We start from the raw sequence: 14835 nt of genomic DNA, 5'->3' as shown, positions 1-14835 counted from the left end.
GGCCGACGCTTCACTCTCACTATTCGAAGGAGAATCATGGAACCCTATCTGCTCACGAACAAGACTGCCCTGGTCACCGGTGCCGCGCAGGGCATCGGTCTGGCGATCGCCACCGCGTTGGCTCGGCGTGGTGCCTCGGTCGGCATCGTCGACCTCAAGGGTGCCGAAGATGCCGCTGCGGCCCTGGCCGAACAGTTCCCGGACCAGCGGTTCGCCGCCTTCTCACTCGACGTCCGCGATGCCGCCGAGGTGACTGCCGCGGTGGGGTCGTTCGTCGAGACCTTCGGGGGACTCGATGTGCTCGTCAACAATGCGGGCACGGCCGCACGCATCGGCATCGATGAGATCACGGCCGAGCAGTGGCAGCGTGACATCGAAACCAACCTCGGCGGGACGTTCAACTTCATCAGGGCCGCCGTCCACCCGCACATGAGTTCGGCAGGGGCAGGATCGATCATCAACATCTCGTCGATCTCGGGCATCAACGGCGGAGCGGTCTCCGACGGTGAGGCCGGAGCCCGGTCAGGGCCCGCGTATGCGGCGAGCAAGGGCGGGATCATCGCGCTGACGAAGTGGGTGGCCAAGGAGTACGGACGTCAGGGGATCCGCTGCAATTCGGTCGCGCCCGGGCCCGTCGAGTCCGCCCTCACAATCGGGCAGACGTACGACACCTCAGGTCAGGCGCTTGACCGGATGGGTCAGCCGGAAGAGATCGCCGAGGCGGTCGCCTACCTCGCCGGTGACGGCGCCGCGTTCACGACGGGACAGATCCTCCGGGTCGACGGCGGCGCCGTGATGTCGTGAGCGAGGCCTGAGCCTCTGCGGAGACGCCCCGGTGCCGACTGCGCCGGGGCGTCTGTCTGCACTGGTCACGGCTGTTGCCACTGGTCAGCGGGGGCGTCTCAGATCGTGCGGCGGATGAAGAGTTCGAAGGTCACGGCGACCGGGTTCGCCGCGGGGGCGAGTGCGCCATGGTGTACCTCACCGGCGATGTCGACGACTTCGCCGGCGAGGGTGACCCGAGGGTTCAGAGACTGGGCACCGGTGACAGTACCCGACAGGTGGGTGAACTCGACGGCCGGCCACGGGGCGGTGGTGTCGTCGAACACGGCACCGGTCGTGCTGCCGAGGCTCGCGACCACCTCGGCGGATTCGAAGCCAGCGTTTCGGCAGACCGTGAGGACCGCCTCGTCGAGGATCTCACCGGGACGAATACGGGAGACGACGGCATCGGCCGCTGCCGGGGGTGAGGGAATGGCGGTCGCGGATGATTCCGCCTCGGTGGAGGTCGACGTCGCCTCGAGCGGATGCGGTGCGAAGGCGGAGAAGCCGGTCTCGGGATCGACCTCGCTGACCAGCCGGACGTCGGGGACGGCGAACAGGCGGATCGTCAGGCCCTCGGGTCCCGACAGGGCGCCCGGCAGCAGGTGACCGCCGCGGATCGTGCCGTCGGATTCGGTCCATGAGGCGTGGATGTGGCAGAACGGAGCATCGTCGCGGAAGCCGACGGTCGCCGAAGCCCGGCGCAGGCGGACGGGTCCGTCGAGAGTGAACGTCTCGGTGAAGGACATCGGGTGGTCGGCATCCGGCCCGTAGGCGGGGTGGACGTAGTCGATGCGCCCGAACTCGCCGGAGACGAACTCGGCGACGAGACCTTCGACCGCGAAGTCGGTCAGTGACTGCCCGAGCGCGGCGAACAGATCGGTGCCCTCGGACAGCTCGATCACATGCTCGTTGCAGCGGGTCGGGACGGACAAGATGCGCGGATCCTGGCGCGGGCCTGCGTGGATGACGTCAGCCCCCGGGGCCTTGAGAGGGTAGGTCGGCGGTATCAGTCGGGGAGAGTCGGCACCATTGCTCATGGTCCGATTATCGTCGGCGGTCTGTGCTCGTGCCTTCTCGGACCCATGATGTGGAACATGAGGCTGCAGTCGACGCCGCAGCTGCCTCGGGCGGCAAGAGGCGGTGACCACTCGTCGGATCGCCGTACGCCGGTCACCCGCGCAGGTGCTTCCGGAGAGCATCGATCATGAGATCGAGGCCGTCTGAGTCCCTCCGCGGATCGGCCTCGAGGATCTGGATGTAGCGAGCCTCGATGTCGGGATCCTCGACGGGAACGGCGGTGCACCCCGCCTCGGCGAGGGTGGAGGGAATCGACCGACCCGCCATCATCGCGATCATCGAGGTCCCGGCCAGGGCGCGGAGCATGAGCACCGGGCAGGTGGCCTCGAGTGTGGGGGAGAAGACCTGACCCTGTGCGCGGACGGCCTGTTCGATGCGCATCCGCGCGGTGTTGCCGGCAGGCAGGGCGCCGACGGGATAGTCGACCATGTCGCGGATGTGCAGACTCGACCGGCTGGCGAGGGCATGGTTCGCATCGAGGACGGCGAAGTTCTGCGCCTCGACCTGATCGACCTTCCTTACCCCGTGCACCGACGCGAAGTCGTGACCGGTGACGGAGAAATTCACACACAGATCGGCCTGGCGGTTGCGCAGGACCTGCAGCGCTTCGATCGACCCGCGGTCGATGATCGTGACCTGCACCCGATCGGTGGTCCGCATGACCTCGTTGATGGCATCGGCGACCACGGTCTGACCCAGCCCGGTGCTCGTGACGATCGAAACGGTCTCGACGGCACCCGAATACTCGCCGAAGGAGTCGGCGAGCAGCTCCGACTCCGCGATTGTGCGCCGAGCGAAATCGGCCACCGCCAGGCATTGCGCAGTCGGAACGACCCCGGAGCTCGACCGCTCGAACAGCGACGTGCCGAAATGCTCCTCGAGCGCCCGGATCTGGCGGCTCGCCGTCGAATGGGAGACGAACAGAGCCCGGGCGGCCAGGTGGATGGAGCCGTATTCGACGACGGCGAGCAGCGTGGTCAGACTGCGGAGATCGGTCACGGTGCGGTCCTCCTGGGTGGACGTGACCACAGGCTACGCCGGTGGTGCAGGAAATGCACCGCCTCGGTGCGGGATCCGCACCCGGGTACGGACACGAATCGGCTGTCACAGTGACCCACCTCAACGATGCTGGAACCCATGACCGACGTTCACACCGGCCGCGACGAAGCGGCAGACAGCACCGCCAGACGACGCGCCCTCACCGATTCCGCAGGAGCATTCGCCCGCAGCTCGGCCTTCTTCGTAACGCTCGCGGCCAGGGTCGCACGGCGGACCGAGAGCCAGGCCGCCGGAAACGGGGCGGCCGCGCACGCCTACCTCGGCGAGGAGATCGTGCCCGAACTCGAGTCTCTCGGGTTCGACTCGAGGATCTTCGACAATCCGGAATCCGATGAGCATCCCCTGCTCATCGCCTCCCGCATCGAGAACCCGGACCTGCCGACCGTCCTCCTCTACGGCCACGGCGACGTGCAGTTCGCCCACGACTCCCAGTGGTCCGCCGGACTCGACCCGTGGATTCTCACCCAAGACGGGGACCGGCTGTATGGGCGGGGAAGCGCGGACAACAAGGGCCAGCACACCGTGAACTCGCTGGCGCTGCGCACGGTGCTCGCCGCCGACGGCAACCCCGCCGAGGCGGTGCTCGGGTTCAATGTGAAGATCCTCATGGAGACCGCCGAGGAGGCAGGATCGAAGGGACTGCGCACCTTCGCCGCCGCCCACCGCGACGAGCTGGCCGCCGATCTCTTCCTCGCCTCGGACGGCCCGAGGATCGCCGCCGACGTCCCGACGCTCTTCCTCGGCTCACGCGGGGCGCTGAACTTCAGGCTCGTCGCCCACGAACGCGAGGGCAACCACCATTCCGGCAACTGGGGCGGCAAGCTGCGCAACCCCGCCACCGTCATCGCCGCTGCGATCACCGAACTCGTCGACGGCAACGGCGTCATCCGCATCCCCGCACTGCGACCGGACGATCCTCCCGCCTCGGTGCTCGAGGCCATCGCGAAGCTGCCCGATGTCGACGAAGAGGGAGCTCCGGAGGTCGACCCGGACTGGGGTGAGCCAGGGCTGAGCCCGGCGGAGAGGGTCTTCGCCTTCAACGTCCTCGAGGTCCTCGCCCTCGACGCCGGCGATCCGGGACAGGTCGTCAACGCGATCCCGGGAACCGCCTCGGCGACCCTGCAGCTGCGCTTCGTCGTCGGCACTGACGTCGACGATTTCGAGGAACGGGTGCGGTCCTTCCTGCGGGAGCGCGGGATCCGCGGAGTCGACGTCGAACTCGAGCACTGCATGCCCGCCACCCGCCTCGACCCGAGCGCCCCTGTCGTCGCGGCGGCCGCGGCCTCCATCGCCGAGACCACCGGCGGTGAAGCCGCGATCGAGCCGAACCTCGGCGGGACCATTCCCAACGACGTCTTCGCCGAGGTGCTCGGCCTGCCGACAGTGTGGGTCCCGCACTCGTACCCCGGCTGCAATCAGCACGCTCCCGACGAACACGCGCTGACCTCGATCCTCGCTCAGGGGGCCGAGATCATGACCGGGATGTTCTGGGACATGCGAGCCCACCCGGGCGACTGGTTCACTTCGAAATGACCGGCACCGGGAGCACCACCATTACAGCAGGCAAAGGAGCCCAGCCATGACCACACAGCCATCGCCGACCCGAACACCGCAGACCCGGGTGAAATCGTGGAAGGTCATCACCGCCGCCTCGATCGGCAACGCCCTCGAGTGGTACGACATCTCCGTCTACGCGTACTTCTCCGTCTACATCTCCGTCGCCTTCTTCCCCTCGGAGAGTCACGCGGTGTCGGTGATGTTGGCGTTGGGCACGTTCGCGCTGTCGTTCTTCATCCGTCCGGTCGGAGCGATCGTGCTCGGCAGTTTCGCCGACCGGCGCGGGCGCAAACCTGCGCTGACGCTGACGATCTGGCTGATGTTCGCAGGCACCCTGATGATCGTGCTCATGCCTCCGGCGCACGTCATCGGGCTGGCCGCACCGCTGCTCATCCTGCTGGCCAGGCTCATCCAGGGCTTCGCCGCGGGCGGGGAGTTCGGTTCGGCGACCTCGCTCATGGTCGAGCATCTGCCCGATCGCCGAGGATTCGCCGCGAGCTGGCAGTTCACCTCCCAGGCGATGTCGACGATCCTCGCCTCGGTCATCGGGGTGGCCGTGACGACGGGGCTGACGCAGGAGCAGCTCGAGACCTGGGGCTTCCGCCTGCCGTTCATCGTCGGACTCCTCGTCGGCCCGGTCGGTCTCTACATCCGCCGGCATGTTCCTGAGTCCCCGGAGTTCGCCGCCGCTCAAGCGGAGAAGCCGAAGGAGTCCGCGGCGATCGGCGGGGTGCTGCGCCACCACAAACTGGCAGTGCTGCTGGCGATCGGCGCGATCGCCGTGTCGACCTGCCTCAATTACTTCATCACCTATGTCCCGACCTATGCCGTCGACAACCTGGGCATGACGAGCTCCGCCGGATTCTGGGCGACGCTCGTCTCCGGACTCGTGCTGCTCCTGTTCACCCCGATCGCCGGATACCTCTGCGACAGGGTCGGACGGCTGACCTTCATGCTTCCCGCGGCGCTCGCCGTCATGGTGCTCACCTGGGTGCTCTTCACCTGGGTCGTCGCAGCCTCTGCGCTGTCGGTGCTCATCGTCGTGGTCGTCATCTTCTCGCTGCTCAAGGCCGCCTACTACGGGCCCCTGGCCAGCGTCATGGGCGACATCTTCCCCACCGAGGTGCGCGGGACCGGGCTGTCCCTGGGCTACAACGTCGGAGTCGCCGTGTTCGGCGGGCTGACCCCGCTGGTGGCCGCGTGGCTCATCGGCGTCACCGGTGATGCGAAGGCACCGGCGTACTGGGTGCTGCTGGCCGGTGCGCTGAGTGTGGCGGCGATCCTCGTCGTGTGGAAGAGACTCGGGGTGCGGTGAGGCTGACGCGGCATCTGCCGGGCCGCGCTCTGCTCGGCTTCTGCCGCGTCGAGACCACGGTCGAGAGCCGAGACCACTGTGTGTGCACAGTGGTCTCGGCTCTCCGGCGTTGTCTCGAGGAAAAGGGTCGGAGGGGCGGACTTCTCAGGCGTTCGACGGAAGGGCTTCGGCCGCCTCGGCGCGGGTGCGCTTCTTCTCACCGAGGTGGCCGATGGCCGCCGCGACCGCGATCATGACGGCGACGATGGCGATGCCGATCCACTGATTGAGCATGAGCGTCGCGGCTCCCGCCAGCGCACCGACGAGGATGAGGACGACGGCGAGCAGACGGCGGACCCAGCGGACGCTGTCGCCGCCGGCCAAACGGGAATCCGAGGCGAGGCCGACGATCGTCGAGGTCACGACCACCGTGGTGACGTCGGCGATCTTCATCTTTCTGGCCGCCGCCGCCTGCGCGCCCATGAGGGTCGAAAGCGCGGAGGTGAAGATCGTGCCGGCCACTCCGATCTCGGGATCGGGCACGAGCGCGACGTAGAGGGACAGCGCCGCGCAGCCTGCGGCGACGCTGCCGAAGATCACGGTCGTCCGGTGATGCCAGGCCTCGCCGATGTCGCCGAGGATCCGGCCCGACAGGGCGGCGCCGACCATGAAGAAGACGAGCGCGAGGGCGGGGCGGAGGACGGGGATGCCTTCGGCGCCGGTCAGACCCATGCCGAGGATGACGACGTTGCCGGTCATGTTCCCGGTGAACACCTTGTCGAACCCGAGGTAGCCGATCGCGTCGACCATCCCGGTCGAGAAGGTCAGCAGCAACAGCATGGCCAAGTCGAGTCGGCGGGTCATGGAGATATCCCAACGTTCAGAAATTTCACAATACTTGTATACAAAACTCTAAACAGCGTATAGATTGTATGCAAATATTCCTCATCGATCTGTTGCCCTCATGGGAGTGCGTGTGAAAATACGGATGGTTGCAGCGCTTGCCTCTGCTGTTCTGCTGGCCGGATGCGTTCCGGTCCAACCCTTGGACGATCCGCCCGACCGCACCGACGTGAAGTCGGTGGGCGCGGAGTCGGGAGATTTCAGAGAGGGAGGTGACCTCGTCATGGCCCTCTCTTCTGAACCGGATCGCCTCGACCCGACGACCTCCTCGTCGCTCTACACCCGGTACGTCATGCAGACGATGTGTCAGAAGCTCTACGACATCGACGAGAACGGTGAGATCACTCCGATGCTCGCGACCAAGCTTCCGGCGATCTCCAAGGACGGCAAGACTGTGAGAATTCCGCTGAAAGGCGGAGTGAAGTTCGCCGACGGATCCGACTTCGACGCCGAGGCGGTCAAGACGACCATCGAACGCGGCCTCAATCTCGAAGAGTCCTCTCGCGCAGCCGAACTCGGGCCCATCGACGACGTCACCGCACTCGATGACCACACTCTCGAAGTCACCTTTGAGAAGCCCTTCGCCCCCTTCACCGCGGCGCTCGCCGACCGGGCCGGAATGATCATGTCGCCGAAAGCTCTGAAAGACGAGGGCGATGACTTCGGGGACAATCCTGTCTGCGTCGGGCCGTTCAAATTTGAGAAGCGCATCGCCCAGACATCGATCAAGGTGGTCCGAGACCCCAACTACTATGATGCCGACAAGGTCCATCTCGACTCGATCACCTACCAGATCATGACGGACGCGAACATCCGCGCCGCTAATATCCGATCCGGCGACGTCCAGGTCGCCGACACGATCTCCCCGCAGGACGTCGATGCCCTCGACGAGGAGACCGGCATCGGCCTCCTGCAGTCGAATTCGCTCGGCTACCAAGGGCTCACGGTCAACATGGGCTTCGGAGACAACCCCGAAAACTTCAAGACACCGTTGGGGCAGGACCCTAAGGTACGTCGAGCATTGTCGATGGCCATTGATCGCAAGGCCCTGGTCAACACCGTCTTCAACGGATGGTTCTCACCGGCTTGTTCCGGTATCGCCCCCGACAGCCCCTTCGCAACGGATGCGAGCAACGACTGCGTCGACTACGATCCCGAAGGAGCGAAAAAGCTCCTCGAGGATGCTGGGGTCGAGCTGCCGCTGAAGGTCAACATGAAGGTCTCGAACACCCAAGACACTCTTCGATTCGCCCAGGCGGTGCAGGCGGCTACCAAGGAAGCCGGCTTCGACATCAAGGTCCAGCCGATGGAGTACACCGCCCTCCTTGATGCCCAGGACCGCGGCGATTACGAACTGCTCCAGCTCGGATGGTCCGGCCGCGTCGACCCGCACGGCAATCTCTACACCTTCCACTACCCGGGCGCAGCGAACAACGTCACCGGGGTCGATGATGACGAACTCAGCGACATGCTCACGCGGGCCAGTGAAGCCACCGACGAAAGCGACCGCGCCGAACTCTACGGCAAGGCTTCTCGGCGGATCGCAGAGATCAACTCGATCATCTACCTCTATCGACAGAAGAACCTCACCGCCTATACCGAGAATGTCGCCGGCATCGACGTCTACTCCGACGGAGTCGTGCATCTCTCGGGAGCCGGCTTCCTCAAGAACGGAGGGCAGCAATGACCCGGTTCGTGCTCACCAAGATCCTTCACGCGGTCATCACATTCGTTCTCTCGGGGATCGTCATCTTCTTCGGTGTGCGTCTCCTTCCCGGCGACCCAGCTCTGGCTATGGCCGGCGAGGAGGCGACTCCAGAACGGCTTGATGCGATCCGCGCGGACCTGGGCCTCGACCAGCCTCTCCTCGTCCAGTTCCTCAAGTTCCTCGGATCGATCGTCACCGGCGACCTCGGTGATTCCACTCGCACGGGGCTGCCGGTCACGTCGATGATCGCGACCACGTTGCCGGTGACTCTGTGGTTGGCTCTCTACGCCATCGTCGTCGCCGTGGTCGTCGGTATCGCGTTGGGCATGCTCGCCGAACGTTATCGAGGGAAATGGCCGGAGATCGGCAGCAACTTCATCGCCCTGCTGGGACTCTCGGTGCCGAACTTCTGGCTCGGACTCCTGGCGATCCTTGCCCTGGCGGTGAGCCTGGGCTGGTTCCCCGCCTCAGGGTATGTCGATGTCCTCTCCGATCCGATCCGCGGCATCTACTACCTCACCCTGCCGGCGGTGATCCTCGGCACCAGCCTCGCCGCAGTCATCACCCGTCAGACGAGAGCCTCGATGATCGAGACCATGGGGACCGACTACGTGCGGATGGCCAGGGCCAAAGGGCTCTCGCGCCCACGAGTGCTCTTCCGCTACGGACTGCGTAATTCGCTCATCGTCCTCGTCACCATCGTCGGCCTGCAGCTGGGCGGGCTGATCTCCGGAGCGGTCGTCACTGAGCGGATCTTCGCCCTGCCGGGCATCGGAAAACTCACGCTCGACGCGGTCTTCTCCCGTGACTATCCGGTCATCCAAGCCGTCGTCCTCGTCATCACCGCCTCCTACATTCTCATCAATCTGGCCGTCGACATCCTCTACTCGGTCATCAACCCCCAGATCCGCGTCAGCGAGGATGCCTCATGAGCACACCCATCGTCACCAACACGGACAAGAACACCCAAGGACTCGCCCCCGAGTTCCACGCCTCGAGCAATCGCGCACTGTGGCTGCTGCGCTCGATCCTGTCGACCCCGATGGGGATCATCGGCTCGGTCATGGTCGTCATCGTCCTCGTCATCGGAATCTTCGCTCCGCTCATCGCCCCCTACGGCTTCGCCCAGACGAACTTCGAAGTACCGTTCCAGGTTCCCGGCACGATCGGCTATGTCTTCGGCACCGATGACCTGGGCCGCGACATTCTCTCGCGGCTCGCCTTCGGCGTCCGCGCCTCCCTGCAGGTGGGACTGCTGGCCGTGGCGCTCGCCGTCGTTGTCGGCACACCTCTTGGCCTGCTGGCCGGCTATTTCCGGGGACTCGACTCTGTCATCTCGCGGCTGACCGACGTGACTCTGGCGTTCCCGTTCCTCATCATCGCCGTCGGTCTGGCAGCGATCTCCGGGCCCAGCCTTTCCAATGCCGCGATCGCCTTGGGCATCTCGCAGGTGCCCACGATGATCCGGGTGGTGAGAGGTGAGACGATGCGGCTGAAGTCTGCGGACTTCGTCAAGGCCGCGATCGCCACCGACGCCTCGAAGGCTCGTATCCTGGGCATGCACATCCTGCCCAACGCCGCCTCGGCGGTCATCGTCCAGGCCACGGTGATCCTGCCGACCGCAGTGATCGGAGAATCGATGCTCTCCTTCCTCGGACTCGGCATTCAGCCGCCCTCGCCGAGTCTCGGGATCATGCTCTCCGACGCCCAGCAGTACATCTTCCGTGCACCCTCGACAGCACTGTTCCCCGGCCTGGCCATCCTCTTCATCTGCCTGGCCTTCAACCTCTTCGGCGACGCTCTGCGCGACGCCCTCGATCCGAACTCCAAGAAAGGACACTGACGTGTCATACACCCCACCCGCCGTCTTCACCACCCGACCCACGCTCGAAGGGCACTTCGGGATGGCCGCCTCGACGCACTGGTTGGCCACCGCGGCCTCCCAAGCGGTCCTCGAGCGCGGCGGCAACGCCTTCGATGCGGCGGTCGCTGGTGCGTTCCTGCTCCACGTCGTCGAACCCCACCTCAACGGCCCGGGCGGTGACATGACAGGCATCTTCGCGACCGCCGATGACCCGGCGCACCCGCAGGTGATGATGGGGCAGGGCCCTGCGCCCGCGGCAGCGACGATCGAGCACTACCGTGGTGAAGGACTCGACATGGTCCCCGGTTCCGGGGCGCTCGCCGCCGCCGTTCCCGGCGCGGTCGACTCCTGGCTCAACCTGCTCGAACATCACGGCACGTGGGAACTCGCCGACGTGCTCGACTTCGCGATCGACTACGCCGAGAACGGCCACCCGGTGCTCGCACGTGTGGTCGGGACGATCGAGCGCGTCCGCGAATTCTTCACCGACCACTGGCCGAGTTCGGCGGAGAAATGGATGCCGGGAGGGAAGATCCCGAGCGCCGGGGACCTCGTGTTCAACCGTCCCTATGCCGAGGTGCTGCGCCGGCTCATCGCCGCCGGAGACGGTGCCGAAACCCGCGAGGCCCGCATCCAGGCCGCGCGGCAGGAGTGGAAGTCCGGATTCGTCGCCGAGGCGATCGCTCGCTTCGTCACCACCCCGCACCGGCATGCGACCGGGAACGATCACGCCGGAGTCATCACTGCTGACGATATCGCGGGCTTCGACGCCTATTTCGACGACCCGGTGACCATCGACTTCCGCGGATACCAGATCGCGAAGATCGGCGCCTGGGGTCAGGGGCCCGCGCTGCTGCAGACACTGAAGATCCTCGAGGGATTCGACGACGAACGGCTCGATCCCTCGAGCGAGATCGGCGCACACACGATCCTCGAAGCACTCAAACTCGCCATGGCCGACCGCGACACCTACTACGGTGACGGAGACGTCGACCTTGATTGGCTGCTCAGCGACGACTATGCCGCAAGCCGTCGCGAACTCATCACCGACGACGCCTCGCACGACTTCCGTCCAGGCGCCGGTCGCGACGGGGCCGAGCCCGCCTTCCAGCCGCCACTCGTGCCAGAAGGGGCGGACAAAGACGAGCTCATCAAAGCAGGGATCGGCGAACCGACCGTGCAGAAGAACGGCACGAACAACGGCGACACCTGCCATATCGACGTCGTCGACCGGTGGGGCAACATGATTTCGGCCACCCCGTCCGGCGGATGGCTGCAGTCATCGCCGACCGTCCCGGAGCTCGGATTCTGCCTCGGCACTCGGCTGCAGATGATGTGGCTCGATGAGACCTCACCGTCGGCGTTGACCCCTGGCAAGCGCCCGCGGACGACGCTGACACCGACGCTGATCTCGAAGGACGGGCGCCCCGTCATCGCCCTCGGCTCGCCCGGCGGAGACCAGCAGGAGCAGTGGCAGCTCCTGCTCATCCTCCGTCTCCTCGTCGGCGGTTACACCGCTCAGCAGGCCATCGATGCCCCCGCGCTGCACACGACGGCCCTGGCCGGATCGTTCTGGCCGCGCACCTGGGTGCCCGGTGGAGCGGTCGTCGAGGACCGCCTCGGCGACGATGTCATTGATGGGCTCATCGCCCGTGGGCATGCGGTGACCCGCGCCGGATCCTGGGACCTCGGTCGACTCTCCTGTGTCACCAGAGATCCCGACACCGGGCGTCTGACGGCGGGCGCGAACCCCCGCGGGTCCCAAGGGTACGCGGCAGGAAGGTGAGAGCGATGAGCGAGGAATTCGTGCTCGAGGTCTCCGGCCTCGAAGTCTCCTATGGGGCTCCTGTCCTCCACGATGTGAACTTCACGCTTGCACCGGGGGAGAGGCTGGCCCTCGTCGGGCAGTCGGGCTCGGGAAAGTCGACGACCATCGGCGCGATCCTCGGTCTGCTGCCGGGGTCCGGCATGGTCAGCGCGGGGTCGGTGCGCTATCGCGGAGAAGAACTCGTCGATGCCGACCGTGCCCGCCTGCAGACCCTGCGCGGCCGGTCGATCGCGCTGGTGCCGCAGGATCCGATGGCGAGCCTCAACCCGAGCATGCGGGTGGGCGATCAGATCGCCGACGCTCTGCGCACCTATGGAATGTCGGATTCCCGTGAAGTGACTCGAACCGTGGTGCGGCTGATGACCGAAGCAGGCATCCCCGACGCGGAGACGCGGCGGCGGTCCTATCCACACGAGTTCTCCGGCGGGATGCGACAGCGCGTGCTCATCGCCATCGCCCTCTCCGGGGATCCGGACCTCATCATCGCCGACGAGCCGACGTCAGCGCTTGACGTCACGGTGCAGAAGCAGATCCTCGACCATCTCCAGGAACTCGTGACCGAACGCGGAACGTCTCTGCTGTTCGTCACACACGACCTCGGGGTGGCGGGAGAACGGACCGACACAGTCCTCGTAATGAACGAAGGACGCGTCGTCGAGCGCGGTGCACCCGAACAGGTGCTCGGCGATCCGCAGGACGAGTACACGCAGGCGCTGGTCAAGGCTGCGCCGAGCATCGTCGTCGATCGCGACGGAGTCCGGGAGCCTGACGGTGTCGGCGAGTCCGACGGTGCGGCCGCCTCGGCGAATGTGCTCGAGATCGATGACCTCCACAAGGTGTACAGACTGCGTGGGCGGGGGCGGGAGGTCCACGCCCTCAAGGGAGTCAGCCTCACCGCCGAGCGGGGGAAGACGACCGCAATCATCGGCGAATCCGGCTCGGGCAAGTCAACGATCGCGAAGATCGTCCTCGGACTGGAGAAGGCGACCAGCGGCACGGTCCTCGCGGGTGGACGCAATGTCGATGCGACATCGAGGTCGGAGCGCAGCATCCTGCGGCGCTTCAGCCAGCCCGTGTTCCAGGACCCCTTCTCGTCGCTCAATCCGATGTGGAGCATCGAGAGGATCGTCCGCGAGCCGCTCGACGTCTTCAAGATCGGCACCCGCGCAGAACGGACGAAGAAGGTCGCCGAGGTGCTCGACCACGTGGCGATGCCCACGTCGATGAGCGACCGCCGCCCCGCTGATCTCTCCGGTGGGCAGCGACAGAGGATCGCGATCGCTCGGGCGCTCATCAGTGAGCCTGAGCTCCTCATCTGCGACGAAGCCGTCTCTGCGCTCGATGTTCTCGTGCAGGAGCAGATCCTCGACCTGCTGCGGAACCTGCAGACTGATCTGGGTGTGAGCTGCCTGTTCATCACCCACGATCTTGCAGTCGTGGCGAACTTGGCCGACGATGTTGTAGTGATGAAGAGCGGAGAGATCGTCGAGGCCGGCGCGACCAGGGAGGTCATCGACCACCCGACAGCCGACTACACCCAGAAGCTCTTGACGGCCGTGCCCGGTTCCGGTCTCCTCAATGTCTGAGCCTGCCCCGCCTTCAGCCCCGTCGAGCAGCGGGGACGTCGGTGCGCGGATCCGCGCCGACATCATCACCGGTGTCCATGCTCCCGGCACCAAGCTGCGGGAGGTCGCACTGGCCGAACAGTACGCAGTCTCGCGGATTCCGATCCGCGAGGCTCTGCGATCCCTCGAGGCCGAAGGGCTGGTCGAATCGCGGAAGTACAGCGGCTCGGTCGTCGCGCCCTCGCCGGTCGAGGATGCCGAAGATCTCTTCGAGATCCGCATCGTGCTCGAATCGGCGACCGCGAAGCGCGCGGCCAAGCGTGCGTCCGAGCTCAACGCCAGCGACACACCTGACCTGAAATGGCGGGAACTGCGCAAGGAGATCAGCGATATCCTCGATGCTGGGGACATCGTCATCGGGCAGGAGCGGTTCGAGGACCTCGCAGTCCTCAACATGCGTTTCCACTTCGCCGTCGCCGAACTCAGCGGCAGCGTGTCCTTCATCAGCCTGCTGCGGCAGATCTCCGGCAAGATCGAGTGGCTGTACTCGCTCAACGTCACTCGTCGCGGACCCCAGGCCTGGCCCGAACACCGCGAAATCATGGCGGCCATCGACGCCGGCCAGGAGGCGAAGGCCGCCGAGGTGATGGCCCGGCACGTGCGCCGCAGCCGCGACTCCTACTTCGCCATGATGTCCGCCGAACCCCCCAGAACTACCTGACGGCTGCCCAGCAACCTCGCGCGAGGGTGCTGGGCAGCCGTCAGGTAGTTCTGGGCGAGGAATTTCATCCTTTTAGGGGAGAGACGCCGATTGGTTGTCCGGCTACTGTTGAGTGGTCTCACCTAGGCGTTGATCGCATACGAGCGGTCGAAGGGTGATGGAGATAATTGTTCAATCCACGATTTCAGGTCGGTGATCATCACGGTGCAGGAGCCTGCCCATCGGTCCATTCTGCTCACAGGTTTGAGCTATCCGCTTTTTGCCGTGGGAGTCGTGCTGCTGATCATTTCGATGACTGTTCCCGGTGCGGTCTTACTAGGGTCCGGTGTCTGTCTCATCGGCATCAACGAACTGTGCCTCTGCATCGCCAGGAACGGTGTGGTGCGCGAGCGCGTCGAATCATAGTTCCGGCCGGTCAGAGATTGTTGCTCGCC

Annotated in this window: 13 protein-coding genes; 10 read left to right on the top strand and 3 right to left on the bottom strand. The window is 65.7% G+C overall.

The genetic code is table 11. From position 1 onward, the window contains the following. Nucleotides 1-36: 36 nt before the first annotated feature. Complete coding sequence (locus HK401_RS07690) at nucleotides 37-804, top strand: SDR family NAD(P)-dependent oxidoreductase (protein ID WP_181274082.1); 768 nt, start codon at nucleotides 37-39, stop codon at nucleotides 802-804. Nucleotides 805-902: 98 nt separating this feature from the next. Here HK401_RS07690 and HK401_RS07685 read toward each other — a convergent pair whose 3' ends face one another. Then, nucleotides 903-1862, bottom strand: a complete 960-nt coding sequence (locus tag HK401_RS07685; protein ID WP_181274081.1) for a PCC domain-containing protein — start codon at nucleotides 1860-1862, stop codon at nucleotides 903-905. Nucleotides 1863-1995: 133 nt separating this feature from the next. After that, nucleotides 1996-2901, bottom strand: coding sequence for a LysR family transcriptional regulator (locus HK401_RS07680; RefSeq protein WP_181274080.1), 906 nt, complete (start codon nucleotides 2899-2901; stop codon nucleotides 1996-1998). Between the two features lie 138 nt (nucleotides 2902-3039). On the opposite strand from HK401_RS07680, the gene HK401_RS07675 reads away from it, so the two are divergent. Next, the gene (locus HK401_RS07675) at nucleotides 3040-4494 is read left to right on the top strand and encodes a M20/M25/M40 family metallo-hydrolase (protein ID WP_181274079.1); all 1455 of its coding nucleotides are present in this window, start codon (nucleotides 3040-3042) and stop codon (nucleotides 4492-4494) included. 46 nt (nucleotides 4495-4540) lie between these two features. After that, entirely contained in the window at nucleotides 4541-5833 is a 1293-nt protein-coding gene (locus HK401_RS07670) for an MFS transporter (protein WP_181274078.1), read from the top strand. Nucleotides 5834-5977: 144 nt separating this feature from the next. On the opposite strand, the gene HK401_RS07665 is transcribed toward HK401_RS07670, so the two are convergent. Further along, nucleotides 5978-6676 carry a YoaK family protein gene (locus HK401_RS07665; RefSeq protein ID WP_181274077.1) on the bottom strand — a complete coding sequence of 233 codons (699 nt, stop codon included), beginning with the start codon at nucleotides 6674-6676 and terminating at the stop codon, nucleotides 5978-5980. A 124-nt stretch (nucleotides 6677-6800) separates the two neighbouring features. Between HK401_RS07665 and HK401_RS07660 the strand changes: the two genes are divergently transcribed. The 7 genes from HK401_RS07660 (at nucleotide 6801) to HK401_RS07630 (ending at nucleotide 14806) form a co-directional block, all read left to right on the top strand. Then, nucleotides 6801-8402: an ABC transporter substrate-binding protein gene (locus HK401_RS07660; RefSeq protein ID WP_181274076.1), complete on the top strand. Its 1602-nt coding sequence runs from the start codon at nucleotides 6801-6803 to the stop codon at nucleotides 8400-8402. Then, nucleotides 8399-9355: an ABC transporter permease gene (locus HK401_RS07655; RefSeq protein WP_181274075.1), complete on the top strand. Its 957-nt coding sequence runs from the start codon at nucleotides 8399-8401 to the stop codon at nucleotides 9353-9355. Before HK401_RS07660 ends, HK401_RS07655 begins: the two co-directional genes overlap by 4 nt. Beyond that, a complete protein-coding gene (locus HK401_RS07650) occupies nucleotides 9352-10266 on the top strand; it encodes an ABC transporter permease (protein WP_181274074.1) in 915 nt (304 codons plus the stop codon). The genes HK401_RS07655 and HK401_RS07650 overlap by 4 nt, the downstream gene beginning before the upstream one ends. 1 nt (nucleotide 10267) lies before the next feature. After that, the gene (locus tag HK401_RS07645; RefSeq protein WP_181274073.1) at nucleotides 10268-12073 is read left to right on the top strand and encodes a gamma-glutamyltransferase family protein; all 1806 of its coding nucleotides are present in this window, start codon (nucleotides 10268-10270) and stop codon (nucleotides 12071-12073) included. 5 nt (nucleotides 12074-12078) lie between these two features. Next, nucleotides 12079-13701 (top strand): dipeptide ABC transporter ATP-binding protein, encoded by a 1623-nt coding sequence (locus HK401_RS07640; protein ID WP_181274072.1) that lies wholly within the window; start codon nucleotides 12079-12081, stop codon nucleotides 13699-13701. Continuing rightward, a complete protein-coding gene (locus tag HK401_RS07635) occupies nucleotides 13694-14401 on the top strand; it encodes a GntR family transcriptional regulator (RefSeq protein ID WP_181274071.1) in 708 nt (235 codons plus the stop codon). The genes HK401_RS07640 and HK401_RS07635 overlap by 8 nt, the downstream gene beginning before the upstream one ends. 192 nt (nucleotides 14402-14593) lie before the next feature. Then, on the top strand, nucleotides 14594-14806 hold the full coding sequence (locus HK401_RS07630) for a hypothetical protein (protein WP_181274070.1): 213 nt from the start codon (nucleotides 14594-14596) through the stop codon (nucleotides 14804-14806). Nucleotides 14807-14835 lie beyond the last annotated feature (29 nt).

The organism is Brevibacterium oceani (genome assembly GCF_013623835.1).
In the GTDB taxonomy this organism is placed as follows: domain Bacteria; phylum Actinomycetota; class Actinomycetes; order Actinomycetales; family Brevibacteriaceae; genus Brevibacterium; species Brevibacterium oceani.
The sequence above is the reverse complement of the archived record's forward strand: the minus strand, read 5'-3'. Positions and strand labels throughout refer to the sequence as shown.

Excerpts from the sequence above, each read along its gene's own strand:
- HK401_RS07650 (WP_181274074.1), top strand. The coding sequence starts at position 9,352 with ATGAGCACACCCATCGTCACCAACACGGACAAGAACACCCAAGGACTC.
- HK401_RS07635 (WP_181274071.1), top strand. The coding sequence starts at position 13,694 with ATGTCTGAGCCTGCCCCGCCTTCAGCCCCGTCGAGCAGCGGGGACGTC.
- HK401_RS07690 (WP_181274082.1), top strand. The coding sequence starts at position 37 with ATGGAACCCTATCTGCTCACGAACAAGACTGCCCTGGTCACCGGTGCC.
- HK401_RS07665 (WP_181274077.1), bottom strand. The coding sequence starts at position 6,676 with ATGACCCGCCGACTCGACTTGGCCATGCTGTTGCTGCTGACCTTCTCG.
- HK401_RS07655 (WP_181274075.1), top strand. The coding sequence starts at position 8,399 with ATGACCCGGTTCGTGCTCACCAAGATCCTTCACGCGGTCATCACATTC.
- HK401_RS07675 (WP_181274079.1), top strand. The coding sequence starts at position 3,040 with ATGACCGACGTTCACACCGGCCGCGACGAAGCGGCAGACAGCACCGCC.
- HK401_RS07660 (WP_181274076.1), top strand. The coding sequence starts at position 6,801 with ATGGTTGCAGCGCTTGCCTCTGCTGTTCTGCTGGCCGGATGCGTTCCG.
- HK401_RS07670 (WP_181274078.1), top strand. The coding sequence starts at position 4,541 with ATGACCACACAGCCATCGCCGACCCGAACACCGCAGACCCGGGTGAAA.
- HK401_RS07640 (WP_181274072.1), top strand. The coding sequence starts at position 12,079 with ATGAGCGAGGAATTCGTGCTCGAGGTCTCCGGCCTCGAAGTCTCCTAT.
- HK401_RS07685 (WP_181274081.1), bottom strand. The coding sequence starts at position 1,862 with ATGAGCAATGGTGCCGACTCTCCCCGACTGATACCGCCGACCTACCCT.